This is a genomic window from Lyngbya sp. CCY1209 (assembly GCF_035615495.1).
Classification (GTDB): Bacteria; Cyanobacteriota; Cyanobacteriia; order Cyanobacteriales; family Microcoleaceae; genus Limnospira.
In genome coordinates, this window is record NZ_JAJENU010000257.1 from 1 (window position 1) to 239 (window position 239).

Genomic DNA, 239 nt, shown 5'->3' on the forward strand with positions numbered 1-239 from the left:
TACGCAGGGTTCACCAGAACAACGGGGACACCTTTAGCCGTTGCTTTGTAGTCGATAAACATCCTGAGTTGATAGAACGCCCAACTATTGGAACGTCTACGCTCAGTTTTGCTTCTACGCTGTAGGTTGGTGCGCTCCCGAATCCCGGTCAAGTCTTCCAGCGCAATGGCCTGATTCGCTGAATATGCAGAGTCAACAATCCGTCTACTAATGTTGTGGTTTACCCATGTCTGATAACG

1 protein-coding gene is annotated in these 239 nt (G+C 49.0%); it reads right to left on the reverse strand.

Going from position 1 to position 239, the window contains the following annotated elements:
• Window positions 1–239, reverse strand: a 239-nt coding sequence (locus tag LKE08_RS07020) for an IS200/IS605 family accessory protein TnpB-related protein (protein WP_324703495.1), incomplete at both ends; no start/stop codon positions are given.